Annotated in this window: 22 protein-coding genes and 1 pseudogene; 15 read left to right on the forward strand and 8 right to left on the reverse strand. The window is 35.9% G+C overall.

The window, feature by feature from the left end; genetic code table 11:
- Positions 1 to 111 precede the first annotated feature (111 nt).
- Entirely contained in the window at positions 112 to 573 is a 462-nt protein-coding gene (locus tag K3248_RS06590; RefSeq protein ID WP_220717594.1) for a RidA family protein, read from the reverse strand.
- A 142-nt stretch (positions 574 to 715) separates the two neighbouring features.
- Between K3248_RS06590 and K3248_RS06595 the strand changes: the two genes are divergently transcribed.
- From K3248_RS06595 to lpxB, 13 genes and pseudogenes are all read left to right on the forward strand, one after another.
- Positions 716 to 1,540: an EipB family protein gene (locus K3248_RS06595; protein ID WP_220717595.1), complete on the forward strand. Its 825-nt coding sequence runs from the start codon at positions 716 to 718 to the stop codon at positions 1,538 to 1,540.
- A gap of 168 nt (positions 1,541 to 1,708) precedes the next feature.
- Positions 1,709 to 2,482 carry a 30S ribosomal protein S2 gene (gene rpsB / locus K3248_RS06600; protein WP_220717596.1) on the forward strand — a complete coding sequence of 258 codons (774 nt, stop codon included), beginning with the start codon at positions 1,709 to 1,711 and terminating at the stop codon, positions 2,480 to 2,482.
- A 100-nt stretch (positions 2,483 to 2,582) separates the two neighbouring features.
- A complete protein-coding gene (tsf, locus tag K3248_RS06605) occupies positions 2,583 to 3,506 on the forward strand; it encodes a translation elongation factor Ts (RefSeq protein ID WP_220717597.1) in 924 nt (307 codons plus the stop codon).
- 157 nt (positions 3,507 to 3,663) lie between these two features.
- Positions 3,664 to 4,383: a UMP kinase gene (gene pyrH / locus K3248_RS06610; RefSeq protein ID WP_220717598.1), complete on the forward strand. Its 720-nt coding sequence runs from the start codon at positions 3,664 to 3,666 to the stop codon at positions 4,381 to 4,383.
- A 36-nt stretch (positions 4,384 to 4,419) separates the two neighbouring features.
- Positions 4,420 to 4,980, forward strand: a complete 561-nt coding sequence (gene frr / locus K3248_RS06615; RefSeq protein WP_220717599.1) for a ribosome recycling factor — start codon at positions 4,420 to 4,422, stop codon at positions 4,978 to 4,980.
- 622 nt (positions 4,981 to 5,602) lie between these two features.
- A complete protein-coding gene (locus K3248_RS06620) occupies positions 5,603 to 6,418 on the forward strand; it encodes a phosphatidate cytidylyltransferase (protein ID WP_220717600.1) in 816 nt (271 codons plus the stop codon).
- A 15-nt stretch (positions 6,419 to 6,433) separates the two neighbouring features.
- The gene (gene rseP, locus K3248_RS06625; RefSeq protein ID WP_220717601.1) at positions 6,434 to 7,603 is read left to right on the forward strand and encodes an RIP metalloprotease RseP; all 1,170 of its coding nucleotides are present in this window, start codon (positions 6,434 to 6,436) and stop codon (positions 7,601 to 7,603) included.
- 174 nt (positions 7,604 to 7,777) lie between these two features.
- Positions 7,778 to 10,174: an outer membrane protein assembly factor BamA gene (gene bamA / locus K3248_RS06630; protein WP_220717602.1), complete on the forward strand. Its 2,397-nt coding sequence runs from the start codon at positions 7,778 to 7,780 to the stop codon at positions 10,172 to 10,174.
- Between the two features lie 68 nt (positions 10,175 to 10,242).
- Entirely contained in the window at positions 10,243 to 11,289 is a 1,047-nt protein-coding gene (gene lpxD / locus K3248_RS06635; RefSeq protein WP_220717603.1) for a UDP-3-O-(3-hydroxymyristoyl)glucosamine N-acyltransferase, read from the forward strand.
- A gap of 1 nt (position 11,290) precedes the next feature.
- The gene (gene fabZ / locus K3248_RS06640) at positions 11,291 to 11,758 is read left to right on the forward strand and encodes a 3-hydroxyacyl-ACP dehydratase FabZ (RefSeq protein WP_220717604.1); all 468 of its coding nucleotides are present in this window, start codon (positions 11,291 to 11,293) and stop codon (positions 11,756 to 11,758) included.
- A gap of 29 nt (positions 11,759 to 11,787) precedes the next feature.
- Positions 11,788 to 12,665 (forward strand): annotated as a pseudogene (gene lpxA / locus K3248_RS06645) (acyl-ACP--UDP-N-acetylglucosamine O-acyltransferase).
- A complete protein-coding gene (locus tag K3248_RS06650; RefSeq protein WP_220717606.1) occupies positions 12,614 to 13,486 on the forward strand; it encodes an LpxI family protein in 873 nt (290 codons plus the stop codon). Before lpxA ends, K3248_RS06650 begins: the two are co-directional and overlap by 52 nt.
- Positions 13,479 to 14,678: a lipid-A-disaccharide synthase gene (lpxB, locus tag K3248_RS06655; RefSeq protein WP_220717607.1), complete on the forward strand. Its 1,200-nt coding sequence runs from the start codon at positions 13,479 to 13,481 to the stop codon at positions 14,676 to 14,678. Before K3248_RS06650 ends, lpxB begins: the two co-directional genes overlap by 8 nt.
- 21 nt (positions 14,679 to 14,699) lie before the next feature.
- Here the strand turns inward: lpxB and K3248_RS06660 are convergent, their stop codons facing one another.
- From K3248_RS06660 to gltX, 7 genes are all read right to left on the reverse strand, one after another.
- Complete coding sequence (locus K3248_RS06660; protein ID WP_220717608.1) at positions 14,700 to 15,473, reverse strand: amino acid ABC transporter ATP-binding protein; 774 nt, start codon at positions 15,471 to 15,473, stop codon at positions 14,700 to 14,702.
- A 52-nt stretch (positions 15,474 to 15,525) separates the two neighbouring features.
- On the reverse strand, positions 15,526 to 16,233 hold the full coding sequence (locus tag K3248_RS06665; RefSeq protein WP_220717609.1) for an ABC transporter permease: 708 nt from the start codon (positions 16,231 to 16,233) through the stop codon (positions 15,526 to 15,528).
- A 1-nt stretch (position 16,234) separates the two neighbouring features.
- Positions 16,235 to 16,954: an ABC transporter permease gene (locus K3248_RS06670; RefSeq protein WP_220717610.1), complete on the reverse strand. Its 720-nt coding sequence runs from the start codon at positions 16,952 to 16,954 to the stop codon at positions 16,235 to 16,237.
- 77 nt (positions 16,955 to 17,031) lie between these two features.
- Positions 17,032 to 17,784, reverse strand: a complete 753-nt coding sequence (locus tag K3248_RS06675) for a transporter substrate-binding domain-containing protein (protein WP_220717611.1) — start codon at positions 17,782 to 17,784, stop codon at positions 17,032 to 17,034.
- Between the two features lie 392 nt (positions 17,785 to 18,176).
- Entirely contained in the window at positions 18,177 to 18,929 is a 753-nt protein-coding gene (locus K3248_RS06680; protein ID WP_220717612.1) for a transporter substrate-binding domain-containing protein, read from the reverse strand.
- Positions 18,930 to 19,113: 184 nt separating this feature from the next.
- Positions 19,114 to 20,409, reverse strand: coding sequence for a citrate synthase (locus K3248_RS06685; RefSeq protein ID WP_220717613.1), 1,296 nt, complete (start codon positions 20,407 to 20,409; stop codon positions 19,114 to 19,116).
- Positions 20,410 to 20,646: 237 nt separating this feature from the next.
- Positions 20,647 to 22,074 (reverse strand): glutamate--tRNA ligase, encoded by a 1,428-nt coding sequence (gene gltX / locus K3248_RS06690; protein WP_220717614.1) that lies wholly within the window; start codon positions 22,072 to 22,074, stop codon positions 20,647 to 20,649.
- A gap of 112 nt (positions 22,075 to 22,186) precedes the next feature.
- On the opposite strand from gltX, the gene K3248_RS06695 reads away from it, so the two are divergent.
- Both K3248_RS06695 and rpiA read left to right on the forward strand, forming a co-directional pair.
- The gene (locus K3248_RS06695) at positions 22,187 to 24,451 is read left to right on the forward strand and encodes a ComEC/Rec2 family competence protein (RefSeq protein ID WP_220717639.1); all 2,265 of its coding nucleotides are present in this window, start codon (positions 22,187 to 22,189) and stop codon (positions 24,449 to 24,451) included.
- A 262-nt stretch (positions 24,452 to 24,713) separates the two neighbouring features.
- Positions 24,714 to 25,421, forward strand: coding sequence for a ribose-5-phosphate isomerase RpiA (gene rpiA, locus K3248_RS06700; protein WP_220717615.1), 708 nt, complete (start codon positions 24,714 to 24,716; stop codon positions 25,419 to 25,421).
- Positions 25,422 to 25,464: the final 43 nt, after the last annotated feature.

Here is a 25,464-nt window from a genome sequence, read left to right on the forward strand (position 1 = left end):
ATTTAAATTTTAAACAGAAAATACAAAGGGTGATAGAATGTGAAACAAAAAGTTTTTTGCATTCAGTTGTCATCTTTAGAAGTTAGATACGTAGTTATTATTGATGAAGGTTTAGATTTCTACAATAGCTTCTATTTCCACTGGAACGTTCAGGGGAAGAGAAGTAACACCAATGGCAGAACGCGCATGTTTTCCAGCTTCGCCGAAAATATTGACAAGTAAATCTGAAGCTCCATTGGCAACAAGGGGAATATCGGTAAAATAAGGATCTACTGCAACAAAAGCTGTGATCTTTATGATGTGTTTTATTCTCTTTAAGTCCCCAAGGGTTTCTTTGATTTGGGCAAGAATATTAAGTGCGCAGATTTCAGCTGCTTTTTTTGCTTGTTCGGTGCTAACGGTTGCACCAACTTTACCAGTTACTATGGGGGTTCCGTTGATAAGCGGAAGTTGTCCAGATACAAAGAGTTGATTGCCACTTTGTGAGACAGTTACGTAATTTGCAATAGGTTGTGTTGCTTCAGGAAGAGTGATTTCGAGTTTTTGTAGTTGTTTTTCAATTGGGTCGACCATAATTTAAACTCCATAGCTTTCTATATAATTCTATTGCATAAACTATTTTTAAACATAAGGAAATGTGTGGTTAATTGAGAAATTAGCCTTTTTTGCTTTGTTGTATGGTGCTATGCAACGGGGGTAGAATTGGAAATTGGGAATGATCAGATTATTATTTATAATAATTTTATATGTTGGTCTTTTATGTGCTGCAAGAGCTGAGGAGTCTATTTTTATTGCTCCTCATCGGGCGATTTATGACTTTCAGCTTGATAGTGTTTCTCATGATATGACAATTTCTGGGATGTCTGGGCGGATGGTTTATGAGCTCACCGGTTCGGTATGTCAGGGATATACGACACGTTTTCGTTTTATCAGCCGTATTCAAACTGAAGATATGCCCATGCGGTTAACTGATCAACAGACAACCAGTTATGAAACGGGTGATAGCCGTACATTTCATTTTAATGTTACAGATCAAATTGGACAAGAGATAGCACATCGTGCTGAAGGGGTAGCTGAACGTGTGCAAGACGGTATTATAGTAAAACTAAAAAAACCAAAAGAAAAAGAGTATAAGCTTGCAATGGCTGAGTTTCCAATAATGCAACTGAAAAATATTATTCGGCGTGCAAAAATAGGAGATCATTTTTACCATGTTACTGTATTTGATGGGACAGATAAAGCAGATAAAGTCATAAAAGAAAGTGTCGTCATTGGGGAAAAAAGAATAAATCTTTCTGATGCTGAAACAGAAAAAATCGGAAAATTGAATGAAGAAGAATATTGGCCCATTACAATTTCTTACTTTGATGATGCAGAAAAGAAAGATGGTTTACCAGTTTATAGTATCAGTTTTCTTTTATATGAGAATGGTGTTATGCGCGATATTCATATAGATTATGGTACTTTTTCAGTACGTGCAAAATTGAACACTCTTGAATTTCTCAACGTTGGAAAGAGTTTTGAACAATGCAAACATTAAATGATTGCAGAAAATAAGCAGAAAATAACTTGAAAAAGAATCAAATATTAGTATGTTTACGCTATTCCACACGCGGATTTTGGGTGTTTGCGACAACAATGAGTGAGCATCCGCCGGTAGTAGGTTTACCTGCTTATTCCGCGGAGGTTAAACCGGAAAGGATAAATTATGTCACTACCAGATTTTACTATGCAGCAGCTTTTAGAAGCGGGTGTACACTTTGGTCACCAGACACACCGTTGGAATCCAAAGATGACTCCCTACATTTATGGGCAACGTAATAATATTCATATTATTGATCTTGCTCAGACTGTTCCTCTTTTACACCAAGCGCTTAAACTTGTTTCAGATACTGTTGCGCGTGGTGGACGTATTCTCTTTGTGGGTACTAAACGGCAGGCGTCTGACATTATTGCTGATGCTGCGAATCGTTCAGCGCAATATTATGTGAATGCACGTTGGCTTGGAGGTATGCTAACAAATTGGAAAACGATTTCTAATTCGATACATCGTTTGCGTAAGCTTGATAAAACTCTTGCAGCTGAAGCGCAAGGTTTTACTAAAAAAGAACGTTTAAATCTTGAGCGTGATCGTGAAAAGCTTAATCGAGCGCTTGGTGGTATTAAAGATATGGGATCTATACCAGATCTTATATTTATCATTGATACAAATAAAGAAAATATTGCACTCCAAGAAGCAAAGCGTTTAGGTATTCCAGTTATTGCTATTATTGATACCAATTGTGATCCTGATAACGTCACGTATCCGATTCCTGGTAATGATGATGCTTCACGTGCAATTTCTCTTTATTGTGATCTTTTTGCTCGTGCAGCGCTTGATGGTATTGCACGTCAACAAGGTGCAATGGGTGTTGATTTAGGAGCACAAGCTGATACACCTGTAGAGCCCGTTTTAGAAAATGTGGCTTCTGTTTCTGAGTAATATTTTAAATGCCTATAAGGGTACTTATTTTCTAAAGAAGAGGTTATAAGCGTGCATGTTTTTTTGTACGCCTTCACCGTTGTAAAACAAAGAGGAAAATATGAGCATTACTGCTGCACAAGTAAAAGAACTTCGAGAATTGTCAGGCGCTGGTATGATGGATTGTAAAGCAGCTCTGGCAGATACCAATGGTAATATGGAGGCTGCTGTTGATTGGCTTCGTAAAAAAGGGATAGCTAAAGCAGATAAAAAGGCTGGTCGTATGGCTGCTGAGGGCTTAATAGGCGTTACATCAAAAGATACAAGCGCAGTTTTGGTTGAGGTGAATTCTGAAACAGATTTTGTCGCACGTAATGAAGTATTCCAAGACATTGTGCGGAATGTAGCAAGAGCAGCTTTGAATACGAATGGTGATGTACATTCCGTTGCTGCTTCTTTTTACCCTGATTCTGAAAAGACCGTTGAGGCAATCATTAAAGATGCTATTGGGACGATTGGGGAAAATATGACATTTCGTCGTTCTGCTAAATTATCTGTTAAAGATGGTGTTGTGGCGACTTATATACACAACAGTGTGGCAGAAGGGCTTGGAAAACTTGGTGTTTTGATTGCTATTGAAACAACTGGAAATAAAGAGGCTGCTGCGGCTTTTGGTCGGCAAGTTGCAATGCATGTTGCTGCAACCAACCCATTAGCACTTACAGCAGAAGATGTTGATGCTGGTGCTGTAGAGCGTGAAAAGGCAATTTTTTCGGATCAAGCTCGTCAATCGGGCAAGCCTGAGAATATTATTGAGAAAATGGTAGAAGGACGTATGCGTAAGTTTTTTGAGGAGGTTGTTTTGCTTTCTCAAGCTTTTGTTATGAATCCTGATATTACTGTTGAAGCAGCTTTAAAGGATGCTGAAAAATCTATTGGTGCACCAGCAAAAATTACAGGTTTTATTCGTTTTGCACTTGGTGAAGGTGTGGAAAAAGAAGAGTCTGATTTTGCAGCAGAGGTTGCTGCGGCTGCTAAAGGATAGCTATTTTTGCTTGTTGTTGAGAAATTTGGAATCATATAATCGATTTCATAATCAATGGTACAGGGAAATGTAATTATTGAGAGGGCGTCACATAATAAGGTGGTGCCCTTAGTGATGTCAAAAGCAAAAAATAAATGTGCTTTTGGGGAGATTATCAATGGCATTAGCACTTCAGTATAAACGTATTCTTTTAAAAGTTTCTGGCGAAGCTCTTATGGGAGGGCAAAGCTTTGGAATAGATGTTTCTGTTGCAGATCGTATCGCTGCTGATATTGCTGAAGTGCGGGCAATAGGAGTAGAAGTTGCTATAGTTATAGGTGGTGGCAATATTTTTCGTGGTGTTGCTGTTGCTTCACATGGTGGAGATCGTGTAACAGGTGATCATATGGGAATGCTTGCAACGGCTATTAATTCTTTGGCTTTACGAACATCCTTGACAAAATTAGGGGTTGAAACAGTTGTCTTGTCTGCGATTGCTATGCCTCAAATTTGTGAGAGTTTTTCGCAACGTAAAGCGATAAGTTATATGAATCAAGGAAAAGTAGTTATTTTTGCTGGTGGTACGGGAAATCCATTTTTTACGACGGATTCTGCTGCTACTCTACGTGCAGCGGAAATTGGTGCAGATGTTCTTGTAAAAGGAACGCAGGTAGATGGTATTTATTCTGCAGATCCAAAGATAGATCCTAAAGCGAAGCGTTTTGATCAATTGACACATATTGAAATTTTGCAATGGGGGTTATCTGTTATGGACACAACAGCAGTCACTTTAGCTCGCGAAAATAATGTACCTATTATTGTATATTCTATTCATGAAAAAGGTGGTTTAGCTAAGGTTTTGAATGGAACTGGACGATTTACAATTGTATCAGAATAAAGGTAATCTTCAAGATGTAATTGAAGGAGACAAAATATGAATATTACATCAGTTATGGATGATTTAAAGCGTCGTATGGATGGTGCTGTCTCAGCTTTTAAACATGAATTGGGTGGTTTGCGAACGGGACGCGCTTCAGCCAGTTTATTAGAACCGCTGACAGTTGAAGCTTATGGTTCTGTAGTACCTATCAATCAGGTTGCTAATATTTCTGTACCGGAATCACGAATGCTTTCAGTTTCTGTATGGGATAAGGCGATGGTAGGAGCTGTAGAGCGTGCTATTCGTGATTCTAGTCTTGGTTTAAATCCTATCACAGATGGTGTTAATTTACGTATTCCCTTACCTGAATTGAATGAAGAACGTCGTAAAGAACTTGTAAAAATTGCACATCAATATGCAGAGCAAGCGCGAGTTGCAACACGTCATGTTCGTCGAGATGGCATGGATAATTTGAAAAAGTTAGAAAAAGAGGGTGAAATTGGACAGGATGAAGCACATAGCTTATCTGAAAAAGTTCAAAAACTTACAAATGAAACGATTGCTGATATTGATAGGATTTTAGCTGTGAAAGAATCTGAAATTATGCATGTTTAAGACAATTTTTTACTCGATAAGTATTATCCTGTGTTCTGCATATCTTCTTTATGGGTAAGAAGAAGTGGTGTATAATGTATAAAATACAAAACGATATATTTATCGCATTAAATCGTGATATATCTTTATTATAGAATAAAAGGTAGAAATATTTTACAAAATATATTTAAAGGGGAATTTAAAGTAAAGAACAATGCTCCTTAATCTTATTCATACTATGTATTAAATAGATTTAGTAAAATAAAGAAAACCACGCATTATTTTGTATATGTGGTTATCTTTCACCTTTTAAGAAAATGGCTAATAGTATAGTTTTGTAAGTAATGTTTTCATATGAAAGAATAGTAGATTAAGATTGTATAATTTTGATGAAGTAAATAACAGCTTTTTTATTTTTACAATTAATACAATAGTGGTCAACATGTTGTGGATTTGAGTTTGATATATAAGCTTTTAAAATCGTTTTTACCAAATAAACATAAATTTTGTATGTTGGAGAATTTATGATAAATTATAAGGAAGGTTTGTAAAAATATGAATATAATAAATACTATATAGCAGAGTATTTTGCGAGCAGTATTTTTTATGTCTGTGCTTTCAATTTTATTGTTTGGATGTTATTTTGTCTAATCTTGTTTATCGTATCTTAACAGCTTTTGTTTTGGGCAGTATTGCTTTGTACTTGACATGGTGTGGAGGAATTTACTTTTCTTTATTTGTATGGAGTATTGGTGGTTTCGTTCTTTATGAGTGGATTACTATCACAAAAGAGAAGTGGCATATTTCACAGAAAATATTAGCGAGTATTTTTTATTTAGTTTTGAGTGCTTTTTTGGTATTGAATATTTCTGCTTCGTTGATTTTTTATATTTTGATAGTTTTGGCAGCATTTTTGGCTATTGGGCCTCTGAAAAAAACTGTGTGGGTTTTTTTTGGTTTTTTATATGCATCTTTTCCAGTTGTAGCTTTATCCTTTTTAAGAGGTCATGATGCATTAGGATTTAGAGTTATTATTTTCTTATTTATAATAGTATGGGGAACAGATATCGCTGGCTATTTCACCGGGCGTGCATTTGGCGGTCCTAAATTAGCACCACAGTTTTCTCCTAATAAGACATGGTCTGGGGCGCTTGGTGGTACATTTACTGGAGTTGCTGGTGGTGTATTGATTGCTTTTTGTTTTTTTGGCATAAATTCAGTAACTTTTTTCATACCATTACTTGCTCTTACTTTATCAATTGTTTCACAAATAAGCGATTTGGGACAATCATGGTTTAAGAGGAAATTCTCTGTTAAAGATTCTAGCTCTTTATTGCCTGGACATGGTGGTTTTATGGATCGTATGGATGGGTTAGTAGGGGCTGGTTTTGTTCTTTATTTAATTGGTTCGTTTATGTTTGATATGGATACACCTTTTAATCTTTTTTACATGGTTTAATGGGGAGAAGATATTTTGGAGCTTTTAAACCATATAATTGCTGGCAACTTACTTTTAAGAGTTTTCGGTATTTTTTTTGCCGTTCTGGTTATTATTTTTGTACATGAAATAGGGCATTATCTCATTGGGCGGTGGTGTGGTATTAAGGCATCTGTTTTTTCACTTGGATTTGGACCACAAATAGTGGGATATACAGATAAGCATGGTACGCAGTGGCGTTTAGCACTTATTCCCTTAGGGGGATATGTAAAGTTTAGAGGGGATGGAGAGGATATATCGTCATTCCAATCATCTTCAACAGGTGATGGTTCATACGCTAGTGCACATGCGTGGAAAAGAGCAGCAACTGTTTTTTCGGGTCCTTTATTCAATATTCTTTTTACCTTTATTATTTTAACATTTTTTTTCTTTACTTATGGCCGTGTAGTCATTGATCCGGTTATTGGCTCTTTGGTAAAAGATGCTCCTGCTATTCAATCAGGTTTAGAATTAGGGGATCGTTTTATTGAAATGGATGGTCGTCGTGTTGTAAGTTTTGAAGATTTAATGGAATATGTAACTTTACATGGGGGAGATCCTATAGAGTTTAAAATGGAACGCAGAGGACAAGAATTTACGACAGTGATTATACCGCAAGTGATTGAGCGAGATGATGGATTTGGTAATCGTGTTCGTAGTGGAATGATAGGTGTAGGTGTTCCTATTGATCCAGAGAATTCTATGCGTTTAGACCCATCCTATGTAAAACATATGCGTTATGGTTTTGTAAAAGCTATAGAGGAAGCATCAAGGCGCATTACATTTATTGTTACTCAAACAGTTTTTTTTATTGGTCGTTTAATAGCGGGAAAAGAAGATCATTGTCAAATAAGTGGCCCTTCTAAAACTGTTCAAATTGCTTGGAAAGTGAGTGAAACAGGCTTTGTCTCTTTATTAAATCTTATAGCTTTTCTTTCGATTAATGTTGGATTAATTAATCTTTTTCCGATTCCACCACTTGATGGCGGGCATTTATTATTTCATGTCATTGAGGTCTTTGCAAGGAAGCCTATATCATCTAAAATTCAGGTAATTATTTTTCGCTTAGGTTTGTTTTTTGTTCTGCTATTTATGGTTTTTGTGTTCTTTAATGATTATTTCTGTTGGTTTAGCCAATTAAATTATGGAAAACATTTTATAAATTAGGTAATAGTGGAAAATATAACATTGGAGGTCGTTTACCATGTCCACAAAATGTTGTGGCATTGTACGTTATAATGAGTAATTAAGGGGTGTAAAGTCTCGCTGTGGATAAGTGTTATGGCATTTAGTTTTTTGAGACATTGTGTCCAGGGAATAAGAGTAAGGTAAAAAAAGCCAATGACTACAAATTCGAAATTTTTAAATGCAGCATCTGCGTTGGTGTTGGGTATGGGGATGATAGCTCCAACAACAGCCTTGGTATCAGTTATGATGGCTGGAGAAGTTCAGGCATCTGTTGTCCGTTCTATCGAGGTTCGTGGCAATAAGTTTGTAAGTGCTGAGGCAATTAGAGACAATATGGGCATTAAAACAGGAAAAAGTTTTTCCAGTGGTGATATAGATGTTGCGGTGAAGCGGCTTTTCGGATTAGGTTTATTTTATGATGTGAAAATAAATCAAGTCGGTGATAGGTTGATTGTACTTGTGAAAGAATATGAAGTTGTCAATCAAGTTTTGTTTCAAGGCAATAAGTCTATTAAAGATCCTGATTTTAAAAGAGTTATTTCTTTAAAACCGAACGAGCCTTTTAATTCTTCTAAACTTTCCGCAGATATTAAGATGATTCGTGAAGCTTATAAGACGCTTGGTCGTAATAATGTTACTGTTACGGTCCAAACTATTAATCTTGGTAAAGGGCGTGTAAATGTGGTCTTTAATATTGCTGAAGGCCGCAAAACAAAGATTAGCAGCGTTACTTTTAAGGGGAATAATGCTTTTGGGAGCCGTCGTCTGCGTGATGTCATTTCAACAAAACCTTCAGGAATATTTTCGTTATTATTAGGAGGTGATGTTTATAGTGAGGAACGTTTAGCAGCAGATGAAGAAGCTCTTCGTCGCTTTTATTATAATCATGGTTATGCAGATTTTCGTGTTCTTTCCTCTAAAGCGGTGTTTGATGTAGCAAGTAATACATATAAAATTTCTTTCATTCTTGATGAGGGGGTGCGTTATAAAATTAGTGATGTGCAGGTTGAAAGCGATGTCGATGGGGTCAATGCTCAATCTATGAAAAAGCTGCTTAAAACCCAATCAGGTGATATTTATAGTGCAGAGGATATTGAAGAATCTGTTTTAATTATTAATAATAAAGTAGCTGATTTAGGATACGCTTTTGCTAAAGTTGAGCCTCGAGGAAATCGTAATTTAGCAAATCATACCATTTCAATTTTATATAACATTGAACAAGGTCCGCGGGCTTATGTTCAACGTATTGAAATACGAGGAAATGAAAAGACCCGTGATTATGTTATTCGTCGTGAGATTGATTTAAATGAAGGGGATGCTTATAATCAAACCTTAGTACAGCGGGCAAAACGTCGTTTAGAAAGCTTAGGTTTTTTCAAAGCTGTTAATATCTCAATGGTTCCGACGGATCAGCCTGATCAGGTAACATTAATCATCGATGTGGTTGAAGCCCCAACAGGCGATCTTTCTTTATCTGGAGGATATACAACTGGTGGTACAAGTCCTGGTATGTCACTTGAAATGTCTGTTACTGAGCGTAACCTTGGAGGGCGTGGTCAGTATGTTCGTTTGGGCTTAGGGGCTGGGCAAGAAAAATCGCGTAATTACAATTTATCTTTTGTTGATCCTTATTTTTTGGGTTATCGTTTATCTGCGGGGATAGATATTTTTCGTAGTACTTACCGTGCTGATAAGGCATATGATGTACGTCAGACAGGTGGATCACTCCGATTCGGAATGCCTATTAATGACCGATTATCTGCTAATTTAGCTTATTCTTATGTGCAAGAAGAATATGATTTTGGTGGAGAGTATGACTTAAGCAAAGAAGATGACATAAGGGAAGTTTATGGAAAATATTCTGGTGCAATTGTTCAAGCAGCACAACAAAGCCCTTGGAAACGTTCATCACTTAGTTATGGTTTGACCTATAATACGATTGACGATATGAGAAGTCCACATGATGGGTGGTACGCGCATATACTTCAGGAGTATGCAGGGCTTGGCGGGAGTGCGAAGTTCTTGAAGACGACAGGTAAAGCGATGATGTACAAGACTCTTTCTGAACGGATGGACCTTGTCGGTTTAGTTTCTTTTGGTGGTGGTTATATTCATGAAATAGGTCGAGATGGTGTTCGCATTTTCGATATGTTTAAAGCGAATTCTGATATGATTCGAGGATTTAAATATAATGGAATTGGTCCACGTCAGGTTTCCAATAAAGGTGAGGTTTATTTCTTAGGGGGAACAACATATATGAATGCGACTGCTGAAGTTCAATTTCCTATACCTGTTGTTCCTGAAGGATTAGGATTTCGTGGTGCTGTATTTGCAGATATTGCAACGCTTTATGGCAATAATTATAAACCTACATTTCAGGATGAAGCAGCTGTTACAAACACCAAAATCGCTTGGCGCTCTGCTGCAGGTGTGAGTTTAATGTGGGATTCACCATTTGGTCCATTGCGTTTTGATTATGCTTGGCCAATTAAAAAGCAGGAAGGTGATCGCTTACAGCAATTGAATTTTGGAATTTCTACAAAATTCTGATTTAAATTTTCTTGAAAAGGAAAAAATTGTTGGAGAGAATGAGGTAGGATAGAAGAGAAAGTGTTTTGATGGCGGGTACATTTTTTTTTACGCCGTCTCGGCGATTGACAGTTGCAAATGTTGCAGAGTTAACAGGTGCAAAACTTCTTAATCCAGAATTATCTAATACAGAGATAAATGCTCTTTCTTCACTTAAGAATGCCAAGGAAGGATCTCTTGTTTTTGTGGAGCATAAAAAGTTTTCTGATGCTCTGTTAGGGAGTTCTGCTGTTGCCGTTTTTTGTACGAATGAAATAGTTTTTAAAGTTCCTGAATCCATGGCAATTTTGGTAACATCTACACCGCAGCGTGCTTTTGCTCAGATTGGTCGTATTTTATTTCCTGATTCCGTTAAGCCAATGCCTTGGTTGGGAAAGAAAGAAATTTCACCACATGCGCATATTCATCCAAGTGCTAAATTTGCACATGATGTGTGTATTGAAGCAGGAGCTGTTGTTGGTAAAAATGTTGAAATTGGTGCAGGGACTCTTATTTCATCCACTGCTGTGATCGGTGAAAATTGTTGTATTGGACGTGATTGCTATATTGCTCCAAAGGCAACAATTCAGTGTTCTTTAATAGGTGATAGAGTACAACTTTATCCTGGTGTTTGCATTGGGCAAGATGGTTTTGGTTATGTTGCTAGTATGTCTGGAATTGAAAAAATACCTCAACTTGGCCGTGTTATTATAGAAGATGATGTAGAGATCGGTGCAAATACAACAATTGATCGTGGAACACTGGAGGACACTATTATTGGTGAAGGGAGCAAAATTGATAATCTAGTACAGATTGCCCATAATGTGAAGATTGGTCGCTATTGCCTTATTGCCGCTCAATGTGGAATTGCTGGAAGTGTATCCATAGGTGATATGTCTCAGCTTGGCGGAAGCGTTGGGATATCGGATCATATTGTCATAGGTAAATGTGTTCAGATTGCTGCTGGTAGTGGTGTTATGAACAATATTCCGGATGGTGAAAAATGGGGAGGAAGTCCAGCACGACCATTTAAACAATGGTTCCGTGAAGTAGTAGCTTTGCGTAATATTGGCAAAGTAGGAAGGGAAAAACGTTAGTATGATCAACAGCGGAGAAATGAGAAGTTTAGAGGCTGTAGATATTGAAGAATTACTTTCTATCTTACCACACCGTTATCCATTTTTATTGATTGATCGCATCGTTGACATTGATGGTGAACAACGGGCTATCGGTATTAAAAATATAACGATTAATGAGCCACATTTTATGGGACATTTTCCTACAAAGCCTGTCATGCCGGGAGTATTAATTTTAGAAGCTATGGCGCAAACAGCAGGGGCCATTTCACTTTTAAAGTTAGGGGATAAGCAAATAAATTTTGTTTACCTGATGACTGTTGATAATGCGAAATTTCGTAAACCTGTTATGCCTGGTGATCAGCTTAAGCTTCATGTTGAGCTTTTAAAAAAAAGAGCTGGCATGAGACGTTTTTCGTGTGTTGCAAAAGTAGAAGATATTCGCGTCGCTGAAGCAGAGATTGCAGCGATGATTATCGAAAAAGAATAAACGATATTAATATTAATGGGAATTTTATAATGTCCGGTACGAAAATTCATCCAACGGCTCTTGTGGAAAAGGGAGCACAGCTTGGTGAGAATGTACAAGTTGGGCCGTTTTGTTATATCAGCTCAGAAGCTGTTATTGGCGATGGATGCAATTTGATGAGTCACGTTGTGATTATGGGCAATACAATATTAGGTGCTCATAGTAAAGTATTTTCGCATGCAGTTTTGGGAGCAGAGCCGCAAAATAGTAAACATAAGGGAGGTCATACAACACTTTCTATTGGGAAAAATTGTACGATTCGTGAAGGTGTCACAATGCATAGAGGTTCCGATTCGAGTATAGGAATGACGATTGTGGGTGATAATTGCCAGTTTTTTTGTTATGCGCATGTTGCTCATGATTGTCATGTGGGGAATCATGTAACATTTGCCAATAATGTGATGATTGCTGGTCATGTTACTGTTGGCGATTATGTTATTATTGGTGGTGGTGCTGCTGTTCATCAATTCGTTCGTATCGGGCAGCATGCGTTTGTTGGTGGTGTCTCTGGATTGGCTGGTGATCTCATCCCTTATGGGACAGCTGTTGGTGTACACGCAAAGCTTGCAGGGTTAAATATTATTGGCATGAAACGTGCAGGTTTTGAACGTAAAGATATTCATGCATTACGCCATGCGGTTGCTATGCTTTTTGATCACAGTAAGCCGTTTAAAGAGCGTGTTAGTGATGTTGCGGATTTTTATTCTACTTCTCAGTCAGTTGTTGACGTTGTTAATTTTATTCAAGAAGAAGGAAGACGTTTTTATTGCACACCAAATGTGAAGGTGGTAGGATAAGAGAAAATGGGGATTTAAAGTGCCTGTCTCAAATGTCAGAAATTTTCTTTCCCAACGTACTGCTATTATAGCAGGAAGTGGTGTTTTGCCTATTACTATTGCGCAAGCACTTGAGGAAAGTGGACAGAATCCATTCATTGTACTTTTGCGTGATGAAGCAGATGTTATACTTCGTTGCTATGAGCATTGCGAATTATCAGTAGTGGAGTTAGCACGACTCGTTAAAGTCTTAAAAGCAGCTAAAATTTGTAATATTGTATTAGCCGGTGGTGTAAAAAGGCGACCGCTTCTTACAGAATTGCGACTTGATTGGATAACATGTTTAGCTCTTCCTAAGTTAATCAGTGCTTTAAAAGCGGGAGATGACGCATTATTAAAAGCTTTTATACGTGTTATTGAAGGGTATGGTTTTCGCGTTATTGGTGCTCATGAGATAGTACCAGATCTTTTAGCACCAGTAGGATTTGATTTAACATTACGGCGCGCTACACAAAAAGAAAAAAAGGATATTTTTTTAGCAGTAAAAGTAGCAAAGCGTTTAGGAGAATTGGATATTGGACAAGCAGCAGTGGCTGTTAATGGAAGGGTGGTTGCAGTTGAGGGAGCAGAAGGGACCGATAATATGCTGCATCGTGTTTATGAAATGCGGAAAAGAAGGCAAATTCCATCTAAAGGCGGTGTTCTTGTAAAATGTGCAAAACCACAACAAGATCATCGTGTTGATTTGCCATCAATTGGACCTGAGACAGTGAAAAATATTGCGAAAAGTAGATTATCTGGTATTGCGGTGGAGGCAAATAAAAGTTTGATCTTATCAGTGAAAACAACAATAGAAAAAGCAAATGAATATTCCTTGTTTATAGAAACATTTGAAAGATTTGATCATGAATAATTGTTTCTTAAAAATTGCTGTTATTGCAGGTGAAGAATCTGGTGATTTACTAGGAGCAGATTTGATTTCGTGTTTAACACAACAAACAGGATACAATATTCATTTAATTGGTGTTGGTGGAAGGCATTTACAGGCATTAGGCTTAAAAAGTTTTTTTGATTCTCAAGATATTGCTTTAATTGGTTTGAGAGAAGTGTTTAAAAAATTGCCACTGTTGTTGCGGCATATTGGCAATTTATCTAAATTTATCGCGCGTGAAAAACCCGATTGTCTAATTATTATCGATAGCCCAGATTTTACCCATCGTGTTGCAAAAAAGGTGCGTGCTTTAGCACCTTCTATTCCTATCATTAAATATGTTGCACCAACTGTTTGGGCATGGAGGCCGAAACGCGCTAAAGCTATGCGAAAATTTGTCGATCATGTTTTAGCAGTTTTTCCTTTTGAAGAAAAGGTTATGCAGGACTTGGAGGGTCCTTCTACAACTTATGTAGGACACCGTCTTTTGACTTATCCTCCTCTTTTGACTGTTCAAGTAGAAAGAAAACACCAAGCAGAAAAAAAAAACTTGTGTGATAAAGAGGATTCATCCTTTACATTGGTTCTTTTGCCAGGATCACGCAATTTCGAAATTCGCTCTTTAATGCCAATTTTTCGAGAAGTAGTGGAAATTCTTATACAACGTATTCCTCATTTACGTATTATTTTACCAACCCTACCATATTTGCAGGATGCAATTCATGATTTTGTGCAAGGATGGAAGAGTAAAGTAGAAGTTGTTGTTGGTGAAGATGAAAAATGGCGTGCTTTTGCACAAGCAGATGTAGCACTTGCTGCACATGGGACAGTCTCACTTGAATTGGCATTAGCAAAAATTCCCATGGTTCATTGCTATAAACTTGATCTTTTTTCTCAATTATTTCTTTTTCCTAAAATAATGATATGGACTGGTGCTCTTCCGAATATTATTTCTGATAAGCCTATTATGCCAGAATATTTTAACGAATTTTTACGCCCTGGCATGTTAGCAAGACAGATAGAACAGCTTTTGTATAATCCTTTATTACGACAAGCACAACTTGATGCTTTTGAGATAGTGGAACAGAAAATGAAAACGGAAGTCCCATCAGGAATTATTGGTGCTAAAGTAATTATTGCTCTTCTCAAAAAGGCAGGACATTTAAAATTGTAATAAATAAAGCAATGTTAGTGATTAATGTTGAATTTTAGCAAGAAAATTACGAGCACGTTGGCTTTTTGGGTTGGTAAAAAACTTTTGAGATTCAGTATCCTCAATAATTTTTCCATTTTCTAAAAAGAGTATTCTTTCTGAAACTTTACGGGCAAAGCCCATTTCATGTGTCACACAAAGCATTGTTATGCCTGTTTCTGCTAGCTGAACCATAACTTCTAAAACTTCTCCAACACTTTCTGGATCAAGAGCTGATGTTGGCTCATCAAAAAGCATTACTTCAGGTTCCATACAAAGTGCACGGGCAATTGCAACACGCTGTTGTTGTCCACCGGAGAGTTGTAAAGGATATTTTTCACAATATTTTTCAATACCAACCTGCGTTAAATAACGAATTGCTCGTTCTTTTGCTTGTTGTTTGGAAAGTTTTTGAACTGTCATAGGTGCTAAAATACAATTTTGTAGAACAGTCATATGAGGAAATAAATTAAAATGTTGAAAAACCATTCCTATTTTGCGTAGAATATTTTGTTGTTGTTGTATAGGAGCAGTATAAATATCAATATTATGGATGCAGATTGATCCTTTTTGTGCCTGTTCTAATTGATTAATACAACGAATCAAAGTTGACTTTCCTGATCCAGAAGGCCCACAAATAACAATGCGCTCGCCAGCTTTAACATCTAAATTAATATCATGTAGCACTTGAAAAGTTTCATACCATTTATTTAAGTTTCGGATAGAAATCACTAACTTTTCAGAAGTATGGGCAAGTTTATTATTTTCCAAATCCATTTTGCTGTATTCTTTCATTAATAAATAAATTGATTAATGTGACATTTTTATTTTATCGCAAATATCGGGTTAGACGACGTTCTATAAGAGTAATAAAGCAATGAATGAGCCCAACGATAAAAAGATAGATAAGAGCTGCCCAAATGTAAACTTGGAAATTGAATGTGCGTGAATAAGTTAATTTAGCAATACCCATTAAATCATAAACAGTAATAAGTGAGGCAATCGCACTTGATTTAATCATTATAATAAATTCATTTCCTAAAGGGCGTAACGCGACAACAATTGCTTGTGGAAGGATAACTTTAAAGAACATAACAGAGTTACTTAGTCCCAATGCTTTAGATGCTTCGCGTTGTCCAGTTGTTACTGATAAAAAACTTCCTTTAAAAATTTCAGATTGATAGGCCGCAGAATTGAGTGCAAAAATAAAAAGACAACAATACCATGCATTTTGAAAAAACCACCATAAACCAATTTTTTGCCAGAAATTATTCATTGATCCAAGACCATAATAAAAAAGGAAGAGTTGAATCAATAAAGGGGAGCCGCGGAAGAAATAAACATATGCATGTGCACAATACTGCAAAGGCTTCTTCTTTGATAAACGTGCAAATGCAATAAATATACCGAGAAAAAAACCAAGAGAGCATGAAATAAAAACAAGCTCAAAAGTAATAATAAATCCATCGATAAACTTGAATCCGTAACGGCTCAAGAGAGTAGGGTTAAAAAGAAAATAAAGCCATTCAGGAATCATATCAGCCCAACGCCTTTCGATAGCCTGTTTGCGTATATATCTCTAGAGAACGAAGAATTGCAGAAAAAAATGTTGAAAATAATAGATAGAGTAAGCATGCCACAAGATAAAATAACATGGGTTCATTAGTAGCGGCAACGGCTAAATTTGTTTGTCTCATAAGATCAACAAGTGAGATAGTAGAAACGAGAGATGTATCTTTAAGTAAAGTGAGCCAATTATTAGAAAGTCCTGGTAAGGCATTGCGGATTAATTGAGGAAAGACAATACGAAAAAATGTGGTTGACCGTGAAAGTCCTAAGGCTTTAGCTGCTTCGTATTGTCCTTTATCAAAAATATTGAATGCTCCAAGCCAAACTTCACAAGAAAAAGCTGCAAGAACCATACTTAGTGCGAGAACACCGGCAATAAAAGCGTTGATACTAAAGATTATTTCAATGTTAAAATAATCAAAAATGGTTTGAATAATATTTTGTAAACCGTAATATACTAAAAACAAAGTTAAAAGTTCTGGTAGGGCACGGAATACAGATGAAAACAGGATAGCAATAGCCTTCACTATCTTAATATTAGATCGAATCATCACGGCATTTAGGAGACCTAAAGGAAGTCCTAGAAGCCCACAGCATAAAGCCAATGATAATGTCATTCCTGCGCTAGAAAGTATAACCATCCCCCAACCCCCATTGCTAAATGATAGCAATGCTAAACTCTCAGCCATTTTTGCATTCCTCGTAAAGACTTAGATAATGATTTCTAGAAATAAATAGTGTGTTTAATTTTAGTTCATATTAATATTTAATAAATATCAAATGTAAAATATTTTCTCATAATTTTCTCATAAGTTCCGTCTACACGGATTTCTTTTATTGCTTTATTGAACTTATCTTTAAGATCATCATCATTTTTACGTAGCGCGATTGCAATAGGAAAATGTGTATCTTTCAGAGTTCCTAAAAGTTTGCAGCAATATTTTCCTTCATTTTTAAGCCAAGTTAATGCATGTAATTTATCAAGAATAACCATATCCAGTCGATGATTTAAAAGATCGCGATTAACCTCTACTGTTGAAGGATAAAGTTTTACATTTACGCCTTGAAATGCATAATGATCTTCTGCATATGCAGCTTGTGTTGTATTGGATTGCACACCTAAGTTTTTACCTTTAAAGGCCTTGGCTGAGATCTCTTTAATCGTTGAACCTTTTGTAACAATGATAGCTAATGCTGTACTATAGTAAGGGTCTGTAAAATCAATTTTTTGTAAGCGCTCTTGTGTGAGAGCGACGGAAGCAATAATAGAATCATATTTTTTTGCAAGAAGCCCAGGAATCATTCCTTCAAAATCTTGAGTAGTAATACTACATTTGATATTCATTTTTTCGCAAAGAGCGTGAGATATATCAACATCAAAACCTTGGAGTTCATTATTTGAATCAATATAACTAAATGGAGGGTAAGAACCTTCAGTTGCAATTTTAAGTGTTTGTGCATCGACCAATTTGGTGAACAGGGCTATATTTATTACAAGAGCTGCCGCTAAAAATTTCATTCTGTTCTCCTTGGAATAAGCGGAAAAATATGAGGACATATCCTATGCTTTTATAATTTTATAATCTGTAAGTTCTTTTGGAGCAATGCAAAAATTTATCGATATTTATTTTATGCTTATAGAATGGATATCACTATTAAAAATAATTTTTTCTTTTTATAAAGCCAGAAAAAGAAATAGATATCTAATTGATTATATTATATATTTTTTATTAAGATAATTTTGTTATGAACATTTATTTATAAAAATTAAGAATAATTTTTTGCAAAAAAAACATTCAAATTTAAATATAAAAGAAAACTTTAAATCTTAAAAAGACGAAAGTAAAATATCACTCCCATTATAAATATTGGAAAGCATTGAGATAGAGATGGATATACCAAAATTGATATTTAATAAATATCAAATGTGAAATATTTTTTCATAATTTCATCATAAGTTCCATCTTTACGAATTTCTTTTATTGCTGCATTGAATTTTTCTTTAAGATCATTATTGTTTTTACGGAGTGCAATTGCAATAGGAAATTTTTTTTCTTCCAGTGTTCCTAGAAGTTGGCAACAATCTTTTCCTTCATTTTGGAGCCAATTTAGAGCTTTTATTTTATCAAGGATTACAATATCAAGCCGGCTGCTTAAAAGGTCTCGATTGACTTCTATTGATGTAGGGTAGAGTTTGATATTTACTCCTTCAGATGCATAATGATCTTCTGCGTATGCCGCTTGTGTTGTATTGGATTGTACGCCAAGATTTTTACCTTTAAAGGCCTTGGATGATATTTCTTTAATTTCTGAATCTTTTTTAACAATGATGGCTAATGCTGTATGATAATAAGCATCCGTAAAGTCGATTTTTTGTAAGCGCTCTTGCGTAGGAGCCAAGGAAGAAATAATTGCATCATATTTTTTTGCAAGAAGCCCAGGAATCATTCCCTCAAAATCTTGAGTGATAATAGTACATTCGACATTCATTTTTTTACAAAGGGCATAAGATATATCAATATCAAAGCCTTTAAGTTCGTTATTTGAATCAATATAACTGAATGGTGGATAGGAGGCATCACTGGCAATTTTTAATGTTTCAGCACTGGTCAATTGAGGGAATAACGTTGCGCTTATTATAAGAGCTACTGCTAAAAATTTCATTCTGTTCTCCTATTGGATAAGCAAAAAACATAAGCCCTTATGATTTTATAATCTATAAGTTTTTTTAGAGCAATGTAAAAATTTATGTTTCATTTGCTATTTCTACTTATAATAATCTTCTTTAAAAAGCAGCATTTAATTATTTATACCAAAGCTTTAGTAAACTAAAGCTTTGGTGTTTTTTTTAACGCATACGTTGATCTATAGGAACATAATCACGCATAGCATAGCCTGTATAGAGTTGGCGTGGTCGACCAATTTTTTGTGCTGGATCTTCAATCATTTCTTTCCATTGGGCAACCCAGCCAACACTACGTGCCAGAGCAAAAAGAACAGTAAACATTTCAGTTGGAAAACCGAGAGCTTTTAATGTAATACCAGAATAGAAGTCAACATTAGGATAAAGCTTTTTTTCAATAAAATATTCATCATTTAAGGCAATTTTTTCAAGCTCTATAGCAATATCAAGAAGTGGATCATCTTGAATATTCAATTCTTTTAAAACTTCGTGGCAGGTTTTTTGCATAATTTTGGCACGTGGATCATAACTTTTATAAACACGGTGCCCAAAACCCATAAGGCGGAAAGGATCATTTTTATCTTTTGCACGTGCAATAAATTCAGGAATGTTCTCAACAGAACCTATTTCCTGTAACATTTTTAGACATGCTTCATTCGCACCGCCATGTGCTGGTCCCCAAAGACATGCAACACCCGCTGCAATACATGCAAACGGATTTGCGCCTGATGATCCTGCAAGACGTACAGTAGAAGTGGAAGCATTTTGTTCATGGTCTGCATGAAGAGTAAAGATACGATCCATAGCGCGGGCGAGTACAGAGTTTACTTTATATTCTTCACAAGGAACAGAAAAGCACATACGAAGGAAATTTGCTGCATAATTAAGATCATTACGTGGATAAACAAATGCCTGTCCGATACTGTATTTATAGGCCATAGCAGCAAGGGTAGGCACCTTTGAAATAAGACGAATAGAGGCGATCATTCTTTGTTGAGGATCTGTAATATCAATAGAGTCATGATAAAATGCAGACATCGCTCCAAGGCATGCAATCATGACAGCCATGGGGTGAGAATCTCGGCGAAAACCATGGAAAAACCGTGAAAATTGTTCATGCACCATCGTGTGCTGCATAATACAATGATCAAAACTTGTTTTTTCTTGTTTTGTTGGAAGTTCACCATAAAGTAAAAGATAGCAACTTTCGAGAAAGTCTCCTTTTTCAGCAAGTTGATCAATAGGGTAACCTCTATAAAGCAATATTCCTTTATCGCCATCAATATAAGTGATTTTGGATTCACAAGAAGCAGTTGAAGTAAAACCAGGATCATAAGTAAAAGTATCCGTTTTTTTGTAGAGAGAGGCAATTTCAATAACTTCAGGTCCACTTGTACCTTTACGTATGGGAAGCTCTATTTTTGTATCATTCACAGTGATATGTGCTTTATTATCAGACATTAGATATTCCTTTCAGATCCTTTTCTTCTAAAAATCAAGTTTCTGCTTCATTCGCTAAAGAGATGTATAATTGAAGCTTTTCTTACTTATGTTGAGAATAGATTGACTCTAAAAGTTGGTCCATGCAATCTAAAAATATTTTTTTATTTGTCGTTGTAGCAAATAAACGCTCTCTTTTTAACGCTCTAAGATAAAAGAAAGCTTTTAAGTTACATTGAGATATTTATAAGTATATCATTAACATACTGTTGTGATAAGTTGATCATTAATACGCTTAAGAGATTCATCTCGTCCCAATAATACAAGAATATCAAAAACACCTATCGATGTTGCATGTCCTGTGAGAGCTGCGCGAAGTGGTTGAGCAAGAGATCCAAATTTGAGATTCTGTATTTGTGCATAAGATCGAAGAGTTTCTTCTAGCATTTTGATATCCCAAGAAGAGCATGTTTTCAAGGCAAGATAAAGGTCTTTTAAAATGACCAAGCTATTTGGAGTAAGAAGTGTTTGCGCTTTTTCATCGAGTTGTAATGGACGTTGTGTAAAAATGAAGGAAGCATTATCAATGAGTTCGCACAGTGTTTTTGAGCGTTCTTTCAAACTTGGTATTGCTTGTAAAAATTGAGCACGACGTTGTTCATCAAGTTTTTTCATTATTTGTAATCCATCTTCAGTTTTTGACAAAATATGAAGCGCGGAATTAAAAAGGTCTTGATCACTACTCATACGAATATAATGCCCATTAAGAGCATCAAGTTTTTTGAAATCAAAACGAGCTGCACCTTTATTAATATCATCAATATCAAACCAAGAAATCATCTCTTCAATTGACATGAGTTCGTCGTCACCATGGCTCCAGCCAAGACGGACGAGATAATTACACAAAGCAGTAGGAAGATATCCCATGGCGCGATAAGCATCAACACCGAGAGCTCCATGCCGCTTTGATAATTTTGCACCATTTTCACCATGAATAAGTGGAATATGTGCCATAATTGGAATATCCCATCCCATTGCATTGAAGATAATTGTTTGGCGTGCAGCATTTGTGAGGTGATCATCACCACGTATGATATGTGTAATACCCATATCATGATCGTCAACGACAACAGCATGCATATATGTAGGTGAGCCATCAGAACGAAGAATAATAAAATCATCTAAATCTTTATTCGGAAAGTGAACATCACCTTGAACACGGTCGTGTACAACAGTTTCTCCATTTTGTGGCGCTTTTATACGAATAACAGGCTTAATATCTTTAGGAGCTTCAGAAACATCACGATCTCGCCAACGTCCATCATAACGTGGTGGACGACCTTCTGCACGAGCACTTTCACGCATTTTACTCAATTCTTGAGAAGAAGCATAGCAATAGTAAGCTTTGCCATCTTTTACCAATTGTTCTGCAACTTGACGATGACGTTCTGCACGTTCAAATTGTGAAATAGGGGAGCCATCATAACTAAGACCCATCCAGTGTAAGCCATCTATAATAGCTTTTACAGCTGCATGTGTTGAGCGTTCTCTATCTGTATCCTCAATCCGTAAAAGCATTTTTCCACCAGTATGTTTGGCATAAAGCCAATTAAAAAGAGCAGTACGAGCACCACCAATATGAAGGAAGCCTGTTGGTGAGGGAGCAAAGCGGGTAATAACGGACACGGATATTTTCCTTTAAATTAAGATATTCGTTATGGAACTTTATTGAAGGTTTATGTTAGCATAGGCGGTAGGGTGTGCAATAGGGCATTGCAAGTAAGGTGGGGATTTGCGGATATTTAATCAAAATAAAGTTAAAGATAATTTATTCGTAAGATACTTCTTAAAGGAAAGAAAGTCACGTCTGATAGGACAGAATATTTTTTCTACGCATGATAATGTAAACAATAAGAGCGAAAATAAGCAAAAGATTTTTTTATTTACGTCTTTAAAAGAGGCAGCCATTCTTTTCAAGAAATGGTTGGAGGATTACATAAACAAAGAAATTTCTTTAGGAATTCTTTTTTCCTTAATTTTAATTTTTTTTGCCATAGGGATCATTTTTTATTTTAGTTTAGAAAGAGAGCCAAGTTGGGAACAATTTGGTATATTGATTAGTAGCTTTCTTGGAATATTATATCTTTTACGTTGCTATCGCAGAATATGGATGAGCGTAGGATTTTTATTTTGCATCCTATTGGGTGCATTATCTGCAAAAATAGAAACATGGCGTATGTCCACAGCAATGTTAAAGAATGATATTGTTACGACCTTAACAGGGAGAATTGTTTCCATAGAGTCAAAACAATGGGGAGGATTTCGTTTAGTCTTGGATGTATTGAAGACAGAAAAGCCAGTATTACATCATAGTCCTTCCCGTATTCATTTATCATCAAGATATTTACCCTCTAAATTGGCAATAGGAGATGGGCTGTATGGGAAAGTTAAAATGCGAGCATTAGCTGGACCGGTGCATCCTGGAGGCTATGATTTTAGTTTTCATAATTACTTTAAAGGAATTGGTGCACAGGGATTTTATTTAGGAAAACCAATCAAAATATCAGTTTCTCAACCTGATAGAATATTGGATAAAATCTTACAGAAAATTGAAAATTTACGAATGACAATAGCACAAAGAATCCGCATAGCGATCAAAGGGGAAAAGGGAAATGTTGCGGTCGCTCTTATAACAGGACAGCGGGCTGGTATTTCAAACAAAACAAATCAAGCATTGCGCATAGCGGGATTAGCACATATTTTATCAATATCAGGTTTGCATATGGCTTTGCTGAGTGGCATCGTTCTTATGAGTGTCCGTAGTTTTTTAGCATTTTTTCCAGTTTTCTCATCTTATTATTCTACTAAAAAAATTGCTGCTATTGTTGCGTTAATGGTAACCGCATTTTACTTGCTATTATCTGGCCTTGCGGTATCAGCAAAAAGAAGTTTTGTAATGATTGCTGTTATGTTGATTGCTATCTTATGTAATCGTTTTGCTATAACAATACGTAATTTTATTATTGCAGGTTTTATAACCCTTGCTATTACGCCGCATGAAATATTAGGTCCTAGCTTTCAAATGTCTTTTTCTGCAACTGCAGCATTGATTGCATTTTTTGATTGGTGGAGTGGAAAAATATCTTCTTGGGCGAGAAAAACAACACCATCTTATATTGGAGCTAGAATAATTAATTTTGCTTTCTTATCAATTCTTTCAACATGTGCATCTTCACTTGTGGCAGGGATTGCAAGCGGATTTTATGCTGCTTATCATTTTTCTAATATTGCTCTTCTGGGCATCGTCAGCAATGCTTTAGCTTTACCTGTTATATCAATACTCGTTATGCCTTTTGGGTTAATAGCAGTTTTTGCGATGCTTGTAGATCTCGAATGGTTACCTCTTCAAATTATGGGGTTTGGTATTGATCTTGTTATAAAAATTGCTCATGTTATAAAAGCTGTTTCTCCTTCTATAAATATTGGATTTATACCCTTATCTGCATTCATTTTATTTAGTATAGGTTTAGTAGGACTTACTTTTTGCAAAACAGCTATTAGATTCTTTTTTAGTTTTTTTATTTTTATTAGTATTTATATTTGCTTTGTACACTCACCTATACAACTGATAATAGCAGATAATATGAGTCTTGTAGGTATTTTCGGTGAGAAAAGATTATATACTGACCGTTTTCGCATTTCTAAATTTATAACATCCATATGGAAAAAATCATTTCTTGCAAACGAGACGGTCAAACCAACAAAATATGGACCTTCGTTTCATGAGCAATTTATTTGTGATAATCACTTATGTACTTCTTTATTAGAAAATGGATTAAAAGTAATTGTTGTGCATGGCAAAACAAATCAATGTTTAGAGGCAGATATTCTGATTAGGACATTGCCAATACGTGATCAAACATGTAATAAAATAAGACACTTCACATTTAGTCCTCAGCAATTATTATCACGAGGAAGTGTTATGATGACCAAAAGTGGAGAGATCATTTGGTCTTCAAGAGGATTTTATAGACCGTGGAATAGGCATAGGCAGCATTCATAAAGCTCTTAAATGTATTAGATCTTCATATTTTTCATATATGTTGGTGGTGGAGAGGTACGTTTTTATTATGTTTCATACTTTCTTACACAGTTGTGAAGGCATAAATTTTATTAAAAGATAAAATTGTTTATTATTTGCTGTACAGTTACAGTTTATTGTCACTAAAAGGTGTAAATAAATTTATGAAGAATTGAAGCAAGTGGCTACTTTTGTTATCAACTTATAGTAAACAATCGTTGATTAATAAAAGGTAAAGTCATTTATGAATGTTCAGCAGTTAAAAAAAATGGCGGCTGTTAAAGCGCTTGATTTTGTTGAAAATGGTATGCGGCTTGGTATCGGAACCGGCTCTACAGTCAATGAGTTTATTCGCATTCTTGGTGAGCGTGTTGCGGATGGTTTATGTGTAACAGGTATTACAACTTCACGATATTCTGAACAACTCTGTCGTAAGTTTGGGATTCCTACAACAACCTTAGAACAAATGCCTGAACTTGATCTTGATATTGATGGGGCTGATGAAATTGGCCCAGAGATGTCTCTCATTAAGGGGGGGGGAGGAGCACTGTTGCATGAAAAAATTGTAGCATCTGCATCTCGTGCAATGCTTGTTATTGCTGATGAAACAAAGATAGTTAAAACGCTTGGTGCTTTTGCATTGCCGATTGAAATCAATTCCTTTGGTGTAGGTGTTACACGCAAAGCCATTGAAAAAGTAGCGGATAATTTAGGGCTTTCGGGAGAAATTATATTACGAATGAATGGAGAAAATCCTTTTGAAACGGATGGTGGGCATTTTATTTTTGATGCATTTTGGGGCTGTATTTTGCAGCCTAAAAAATTATCGGATGCGCTCCTTGCAATTCCTGGTGTTGTCGAGCATGGTCTTTTTTTAGGATTGGCGTCTCACGCAGTTATAGCTATGGCTGATGGACAAATAAAAGTTTTAGAGCCGTTTCATTTTGAATGAAAACAGTTTACATAATGTAATGCTAGCACAATAAAAAGTGCTG

The sequence above is a fragment of the Bartonella raoultii genome (assembly GCF_019659805.1).
Classification (GTDB): Bacteria; Pseudomonadota; Alphaproteobacteria; order Rhizobiales; family Rhizobiaceae; genus Bartonella; species Bartonella raoultii.